Origin of the sequence: uncultured Marinobacter sp., from assembly GCF_963974375.1 — a bacterium.
Lineage (GTDB): Bacteria > Pseudomonadota > Gammaproteobacteria > Pseudomonadales > Oleiphilaceae > Marinobacter.
Map to the genome: position 1 here is coordinate 1 of NZ_CAXBDN010000211.1, position 7,956 is coordinate 7,956.

Annotated in this window: 10 protein-coding genes; 4 read left to right on the forward strand and 6 right to left on the reverse strand. The window is 58.2% G+C overall.

Features of this window, described 5'->3' with window-relative positions; translation table 11 throughout:
• The 6 genes from AAC035_RS15840 to gspE form a co-directional block, all read right to left on the reverse strand.
• On the reverse strand, positions 1-113 hold a 113-nt coding region (locus AAC035_RS15840; protein ID WP_339805853.1), incomplete at its 3' end, for a prepilin-type N-terminal cleavage/methylation domain-containing protein.
• A 25-nt stretch (positions 114-138) separates the two neighbouring features.
• Positions 139-540, reverse strand: coding sequence for a type II secretion system minor pseudopilin GspI (gene gspI / locus AAC035_RS15845; RefSeq protein WP_339805835.1), 402 nt, complete (start codon positions 538-540; stop codon positions 139-141).
• On the reverse strand, positions 537-1,064 hold the full coding sequence (gene gspH, locus AAC035_RS15850; protein WP_339805837.1) for a type II secretion system minor pseudopilin GspH: 528 nt from the start codon (positions 1,062-1,064) through the stop codon (positions 537-539). The genes gspI and gspH overlap by 4 nt, the downstream gene beginning before the upstream one ends.
• A gap of 31 nt (positions 1,065-1,095) precedes the next feature.
• Positions 1,096-1,530 carry a type II secretion system major pseudopilin GspG gene (gspG, locus tag AAC035_RS15855; protein ID WP_339805839.1) on the reverse strand — a complete coding sequence of 145 codons (435 nt, stop codon included), beginning with the start codon at positions 1,528-1,530 and terminating at the stop codon, positions 1,096-1,098.
• A gap of 141 nt (positions 1,531-1,671) precedes the next feature.
• Positions 1,672-2,889, reverse strand: a complete 1,218-nt coding sequence (gspF, locus tag AAC035_RS15860) for a type II secretion system inner membrane protein GspF (protein ID WP_339805841.1) — start codon at positions 2,887-2,889, stop codon at positions 1,672-1,674.
• 1 nt (position 2,890) lies between these two features.
• Positions 2,891-4,405, reverse strand: a complete 1,515-nt coding sequence (gspE, locus tag AAC035_RS15865) for a type II secretion system ATPase GspE (protein ID WP_339805843.1) — start codon at positions 4,403-4,405, stop codon at positions 2,891-2,893.
• A 227-nt stretch (positions 4,406-4,632) separates the two neighbouring features.
• Here gspE and AAC035_RS15870 point away from each other — a divergent pair, with 227 nt between their 5' ends.
• The 4 genes from AAC035_RS15870 to AAC035_RS15885 all read left to right on the forward strand — a co-directional run bounded on the left by AAC035_RS15870 (position 4,633) and on the right by AAC035_RS15885 (position 7,798).
• Entirely contained in the window at positions 4,633-5,298 is a 666-nt protein-coding gene (locus tag AAC035_RS15870) for a type II secretion system protein N (RefSeq protein WP_339805845.1), read from the forward strand.
• A 12-nt stretch (positions 5,299-5,310) separates the two neighbouring features.
• On the forward strand, positions 5,311-5,964 hold the full coding sequence (locus AAC035_RS15875; RefSeq protein ID WP_339805847.1) for a transglutaminase-like cysteine peptidase: 654 nt from the start codon (positions 5,311-5,313) through the stop codon (positions 5,962-5,964).
• Between the two features lie 73 nt (positions 5,965-6,037).
• Entirely contained in the window at positions 6,038-6,424 is a 387-nt protein-coding gene (locus AAC035_RS15880) for a MerR family DNA-binding transcriptional regulator (RefSeq protein WP_339805849.1), read from the forward strand.
• Between the two features lie 207 nt (positions 6,425-6,631).
• Entirely contained in the window at positions 6,632-7,798 is a 1,167-nt protein-coding gene (locus tag AAC035_RS15885) for an isovaleryl-CoA dehydrogenase (protein ID WP_339805851.1), read from the forward strand.
• Positions 7,799-7,956: the final 158 nt, after the last annotated feature.

Sequence of the window (7,956 nt, forward strand, 5' to 3'; positions counted from 1 at the left end):
GCCTGGGCATCTGACAGCACCTGCCAGATGCCCAGGCCGATAACCGCGGTGATGCTCACCGCAATGAGCACCTCCATCAGGGTGAAACCGGTCTGCCGGGAGCCCGCCGTCAGAGGGCGGCAGACGAGACGGGAAGAGTTAACGGACACGGACAAAACCTGACTGGGAATAGAGCTGGGCGGGGTCACCGGAATTGTCCCGGTAGGCGGCGATACGGATGTCCACCCGACGAATGGCGGGCTCGTCGGTATTGGCCACCACCGTGGTCACCTGCCATCGACGGCCGGCATAGTCCATGTCTTCACGGTTCTCGGATGCGGTCGGGGTATTGGGCTGTACCCGGATCTCATTCATGTAATTACCGGCAATCCAGGAGGCGAAGGTCAGATCACGGGTTCGCTCGAAGCTGCTCATGTACTGACTGCCCACCTGTGAGGCGGCGGTCGCCACGATACCGAAAATCATCAGTGCCACCAGCACTTCGATCAGGGTAAACCCTTTTTGTCTTTGGCTTTTACGAGGACTCCGCAGCCGGTTCACAGTTCTGCCCTGTCCGCAGCGGTCTGCAACTCGATACCACTGAAGCCGTCAGAGATCAGAGATATCATCTGTTCTTCGGCCTGGGCCAGCATGAATTCAAGCTCAAAGGGGGTGGTTTCCCCGCTGGAATAGAACACGATGTCAGGCTGCTCAGCGGCCTCGTCAGACACCATTTTGGGAAGATCATCATCAGCGAACAGGGTCACGCTCACCAAGGGCGGGAACGCCCGCTCCTGGAACAGGCGCTCACCCTGCCCTTGCCATCGTTCTTCAAGCTCGTTGAATACCATGAAGCGATAACCTTCTTCCGTGATGCTCAGCCCCAGTTCCTGATTATTCAGGATGGCCTGATCTGATGCGGTCTGCATGAGCACGTAAAGCTCCCGGACCTGGCTCGTCAACTTGCGCTGCTCACTGCCCCCGCCAAGGTTGGTGATGGCCAGCGCAGCCAGCAGTCCTACCACAACCATGACCACGAGAATCTCGATCATGGTGAAACCGAGGTTTGCTTTCCGTAGCATCATGGCAGGTCTATTCCCTCAGTCCGCGAAGCACTCAGTTTATCTCGTGCACGCTGATATCGGTGGCATCGCCATCACCACCTTCCTGACCGTCCGAGCCAAGGGAATACAGGTCGTAGGGGCCATTTGAACCGGGGCTGACGTACTGATAGAGATTTCCCCAGGGATCTTCTGGCACGCTCTTCAGGTAGCCGTCCGGGTTCCAGTTGCGGGGTTCGGGGTTGCCGGTAGGACGGTTGACCAGCGCCTCAAGGCCCTGCTGGGTCGAGGGGTAGCGGCTGTTGTCCAGGCGATAAAGGTCCAGTGCGTTGGCGATATTGCTGATCTGGGTTTTGGCGATGGTGACTTTCGCCTGGTCACTGCGGCCCATGATGTTGGGCGCCACGACAGCAACAAGCAGCCCCAGGATAACCATCACCACCATGATTTCAATCAGGGTAAAGCCGCGCTGGTGAGTTTTGCGTTTCATCGTCATTGCTCTCTTTTTTGGTTTGGCTTGTATCAGTTTTTCGGGTACTGCAACGTCCGTATTGGGCAGGAAATGGCTTTGAGAGTTCATTAAATCAGCTTCATCCTGCCGGATTGTCATCCTTGCACATGAACCACTGGCTTATCCCACAAGATTGCTCATATTGAGGATTGGCAACATGATGGCCAGTACAATGATCAGCACCACCACCCCCATAACCAGCAACATCATGGGCTCGAACAGGCCAACCATGGCCGCAATCTTGGATTGCAGGGTGTTTTCCTGCATGCGGGCGGTGCGCTCCAGCATGCTGTCCAGTTCGCCACTGGCTTCCCCGCTGGCAATCATATGCAACATCATGGGTGGAAAGTAGCCCGACTGGTCCAGGGCCCGGTGAAGACTTCCGCCCTCACTGACTTTCTGGGCAGCCGCCCGCAGTTCCTGCCGCAGATAATCGTTACTGAGTACCTCGCCGGCTATCCGCATGGCCTCTACCAGGGGCACACCACTGGTAGTCAGAATACTGAGAGTACTGGCATAACGGGCGGTATTAACCCCCCTGACCATGCCTTTCAGCATCGGCATATTCAACAGGGCCTTATGAAAGCGAAGGCGGTTTTTCTCGGTTTTCAGGGAAATTCTGAAGGCAATGGCAGCAATGATCAGCACCAGCAGCAGCCAGATGCCCCAGGTGGACAGAAAGTCAGAGGCCACCAGCATGGCGTTGGTCAGTGCAGGAAGTTCCTGCCCCTGACGGACGAACACCTCGATGATATCCGGCACCACGTAGGTCAGCAGGAACACGACAATGGCGATGGCCACAAAGCTGAGAATGATCGGATAGATAGCCGCCAGCTGAATTTTCTGTCTCGCTTCCTGACGGGCCTCGGTGTAGTCCGCAAGCCGGTTAAGTACCAGGTCCAGATGCCCGGCGTGCTCACCGGCCGCTACCGTCGAACGGTAAAGACGGGGAAAAGCCCTGGGGAACTCACCGAGACTGTCGGCCAGCGTGTAACCTTCCATGACCTTGGCGCGAACGGCGATCAGCATGCCTTTCATGGCAGGCCGTTCCGACTGCTGGGCGGCAGCTGACAGCGCCTGTTCAATAGGAATACCGGACTGGATCAGCGTCGACAACTGGCGGGTTACCAGAGCCAGGTCCGAAGCACTCAGGCTGCCCCTTCGACTGAATGAGGCGCCCCCGCCCTTGCTCTGTTTCTCACTGGCGGGCTCGACAGTCAGTGGCGCCAGGCCCTTCTCCCGTAGTTGCTGGCGAACTGAACGGGCACCGTCCGCCTCGATAACACCGCCGACCTGCTTGCCACGCCGGTCCAGCGCCTTGTAGTCAAACGCTGGCATGCTATCGGCTCCGGTGGGTTACGCGGAGGACTTCTTCTACTGTGGTCACTCCTTCAAGAATTTTCTTCACGCCGTCGGCATGGATGCTGGGGGTAAACTGGCGGGCCACCATTTCCAGCTCAAGTTCACCGGAGCGCTTGTGGATCATGGCGCTCATGGCGTCGGTTATTTCAACCACCTCATAGATGCCGATCCGGCCCTTATAACCCAGCTGGTTACAGGAATCACAGCCTTTGGCCTTGTGAATGGTTGGCGGATTGGCCGGGTCTGCCTGCAGGAACTCACACTGCTCCGGCGAGGGCTTATAAGGCTCGCGGCATTCATGACAGAGCACCCGGACCAGGCGCTGGGCCACAATGCCCACGAGACTGGAGGAAATCAGGAAGGGTTCAATACCCATGTCCATCAACCGGGTAATGGCGCCGACGGCGGTGTTGGTGTGCAAGGTCGAGAGCACCAGGTGGCCGGTCAAACTGGCCTGAACCGCAATTTCCGCCGTTTCCAGATCTCGGATCTCACCGATCATCACCACATCGGGGTCCTGGCGCAGGATGGCCCGCAGCCCCCGGGCGAAGGTCATGTCCACCTTGGTGTTAACCTGGGTCTGGCCGATACCCGGCAGGTTGTACTCAATGGGGTCTTCCACCGTCAGGATATTGCGACTGCGATCGTTGATCTCCTGAAGCCCGGCATAAAGGGTGGTGGATTTACCGGAACCGGTAGGACCGGTAACCAGCAGAATGCCGTAGGGCCGCTTCACCATCTTGCGCAGCAATTCCAGATCAGCGCCTTTCATGCCCAGGGACTCGAGGCGGATATTACCGGCCTGCTTGTCCAGCAGACGCAACACCACCCGCTCACCGGCCGCCGATGGCATGGTGGAAACCCGGATATCCACTTCCCTGCCGGCAACCCTCAGTGCAATACGGCCGTCCTGTGGGATACGTTTTTCTGCGATATCCAGCTTGGCCATAACCTTGATACGGGAAACCAGTAACGGGGCCAGGGCACGTTTGGGCTGCACCACTTCCCGCAACACGCCATCGACCCGGAAACGCACGACCAGGCGCTTCTCATAGGTTTCAATGTGTACGTCAGAGGCATTGCTCTTGACCGCTTCGGTCAGAATGGCGTTGATCAGACGAATAATGGGGGCATCGTCTTCCTGTTCCAGCAGATCCTCGGTTTCCGGAACGGAATCTGCCAGCGAGGCCAGATCCATGTCGTCGCCAATGCCCTCGACCATTTGCATGGCTTCGGTGGAATCGTTCTGATAGGCGCTGTTCAGGGCCTCGTCAAAATTCGAGGGATCGATGGTTTCAAACCGGGCGCGCCCGCCACAGATACGGTTGGCCTCGGCCAGCGCGGTATGGGCAGCACCGGGGCGCACAAAAATAATGGGCTCGCCGGCCGACGTCCGGGTAAGGATGACACCGTTGCGCTTGGCAAATGTGAAAGGAAGACGGCCCAGCGGAGCATCCTGCAGCTGGATTTGTGGTTCTGTAGTCAAGGTCATCCCCATTTATCTGTCGGAGCCATAAAGTTAAGCGACTCCTTTTATTATTCCCTTTAGGTGTGAAGGCTACCACAGGTTTTGGCGCCCACTGAATAACTCAATACACTATAATGCCCCCAAAGCTGTTACATTGTGATGAGCGTCTTTTTAACAAGACGGAATTCTTCAGTTCTGAGGCTTTCAGGGGAAATATCAGAAGTCTCACAGGATGATAGGTAAGGATGGACATGTCTGCATTGCACGCCAGACTCCCCCTGTTAACCGCTTCGCTGCTCGCAGTTGCCATGGTAGGCACCATCGGGTGGCAGGGATACCGGTTCTGGGACCAGGAACAACAAAATCAAAGCCGTCAGGCCACCCGCCAGGCGCCGGACCAACAGCAGCAACGTCAACCAATGCCCGACGTTCAGCTGGCGTCGCTGGAAGTATTCGGTATGGCCAGCGCTGACGGCGCCGTTGCCTCCCAGGACACCGAAAACCTCCCCGAGACCAATCTGCGCATATTCCTTCGTGGTGTCATGGCCGGCACCGAGGAACTTCCCGGTAGTGCGCTGATAGAGGATGACAGAAGCCGCACCGAGGTCTATATCATTGGAGATGAGCTTCCGGGAAATGCCCGCCTTCGCTCGGTGCACGCAAATCGCATCATTATTGAACGCGGCGGAAAACTCGAGAATCTCTATTTTCCCGAACTGGATGATCGTAGTGGGGTGACACTGGCGTCCGTCAACGACAGCGCCCCGGAGGTTGAACCGAGCCAGGCCCGTTCACCGGCCCAGCCAGCATCAGGCCAGTCACGGCCCATGGCAACGCAACAGGCCACCGATGAACGTCGGGAAGAAATCCGCAAGCGCCTTGAGGAGCTGCGCCAGCGCCTGAGGGACAACAACTGATAAGGTAACACCATGGGGCTCAGGTGGCAGGCAGCCAGACGCAGTTCGCTGCTCACGGCTGTGGTCTTCGCCGCCGCCGCTCTTGCCCTCGACCTTGGTTCCGACCTGCTTGAATACATCCAGCAGGAGTACGGCCAGGAAGCCAGAACCCGCCTCGAAAACTGGCAATCCCTCCATCGCATGGCCCGCAATGCCCCCATCGAGCGCCAGACCCAGCTGGTAAACTCATTTTTCAACCGGGCAGCGTTTGTCAGTGATCTCGAACACTGGGATCAGGAAGACTACTGGGCCACCCCGGTCGAGCTGCTGGCAACCAACGCCGGCGACTGCGAAGATTTCGCCATCGCCAAATACCTCACCCTCCGCTCCATGGGCGTCCCCGACGAACAGCTGCGCATCACCTACGTCAAAGCCCTGGAACTCAACCAGGCCCACATGATACTCGCCTGGTACCCGACACCGGACGCCGACCCTCTGATCCTCGACAACCTGATCAACGAAATCCGCCCTGGCTCCCGCCGCCCCGACCTGGAGCCGGTCTACAGTTTTAACGGTGAAGGCCTGTGGAACCTGCAGGGCGGCCGAACCCGACGCGAAGGCAGCCCGGAAATGCTCCGCCACTGGCGAGACCTGAATGAGCGCCTCACCATCGACGCCTTCAAATGAAACCTGCCCTGCCACCTTGACGTCAGCACCAAGCAGGTTTACGTTAACGTAAACGTACAAACAAAAGAACATCATGGCCACCCCAAACCTGCACACCATCAGCGACCTGGCCCGGGAATTCGACGTCACTACCCGCACCATCCGCTTCTACGAAGAATCCGGCCTGCTGACCCCTGAACGAGACGGCCAGACCCGACTCTACAGCGACGCAGACCGGGTAAAACTCAAGCTCATCCTTCGTGGCAAACGCCTGGGCTTCAGCCTGTCCGAGTCCCGCGAACTAATCGAAATGTACGATCCTGACTCGGACAACAGACACCAAATCAATGCCCTACTGGGCAAAATTCAGAAACGACGCGAACACCTGGAAGCTCAACTCCGGGACATTCAGATCATGCAGGACGAGCTGGACGAGGCGGAAGCGAAATGCCGGGAAGCACTCGATGAATGCCCTGACTGATACTGAACTCGTTTTTACGCAGCTAACTCAAAAGTTCCCGGGCGTGATTGGGGATCTGTTTTCCGGACCGTCTGCAGCCAGGGATGGCTGCAGCCGAGCCCCACAAGGATGTGCTCGTGGGCGTGTCCGGAAAACAGATACCGAATCGCAGCCCCCACGCCAAGCTTCAGAACGCAAACGCCAAAAACAAAAGCAAGGAAATCAACAATGAACAGCTACACCACACTGAACTTCAACCACGGCGAAACCATCAACGCCCTGCGCGACCAGGTCACCCGCTTCGCCAACGACCACATCGCCCCCGTCGCCGACAAAACCGACCGCGACAACCAGTTCCCCAACGACCTATGGCCCAAACTCGGTGAAATGGGCCTGCTCGGCATGACCGTCAGCGAAGAATACGGCGGCAGCGACATGGGCTACCTGGCCCACACCATCGCCATGGAAGAAATCAGCCGCGCCAGCGCCAGCATCGGCCTCAGCTACGGCGCCCACTCCAACCTGTGCGTTAACCAGATACACAGGAACGGCACCGAAGACCAGAAACGCAAATACCTGCCTAAACTGGTCAGAGGCGAACACATCGGCGCCCTCGCCATGAGCGAACCCAATGCCGGCTCCGATGTGGTCAGCATGAAACTCCGGGCCGACAAGAAAGGCGATCACTACGTACTGAATGGCAGCAAAATGTGGATCACCAACGGTCCCGATGCCCACACCTACGTCATCTACGCCAAAACCGAACCCAAAGCCGGCCCCCGCGGAATCACCGCCTTTATCGTTGAGCGGGACTGGAAAGGCTTCTCTCGCGGACCCAAGCTGGACAAGCTCGGCATGCGCGGCTCCAACACCTGCGAACTGATCTTCGACAACGTCGAAGTACCCGCCGAAAACATACTGGGTCAGGAAAACGAAGGCGTGAAAGTGCTGATGTCCGGCCTCGACTACGAGCGCGTGGTGCTCTCCGGCGGCCCCACCGGCATCATGCTGGCCTGCATGGACATCGTTGTGCCCTACGTTCACGAGCGGAGACAGTTTGACCAGCCCATCGGCGAATTTCAGCTGATCCAGGGCAAACTGGCGGACATGTACACAGAAATGGCCGCGTCCCGGGCGTATCTATATGCCGTGGCCCAGGCCTGTGACCGTGGCGAGACCACCCGCAAGGACGCCGCCGGCGCCATTCTCTACACCTCCGAACGGGCCACCAAAATGGCACTGGAAGCGATCCAGATTCTGGGCGGCAACGGCTACATCAACGAATACGCCACCGGCCGCCTGCTGCGGGATGCCAAACTCTACGAAATCGGCGCCGGCACCCAGGAAGTACGCCGCATGCTGATCGGGCGGGAAATTTTCAAGGAATCCAACTGAGACAGCCATGGCCATCCTACACAGCACCATCAACACCCAGTCTGAAGAATTCCACCAGCGGAAAGCGGCGATGGACGTTCTGGTGGCCGATCTGCGCCACCGGCTCCAGCGCATTACCGCCGGCGGCGGCCCCGAAGCCCAGGCCCGTCACCGCAGCC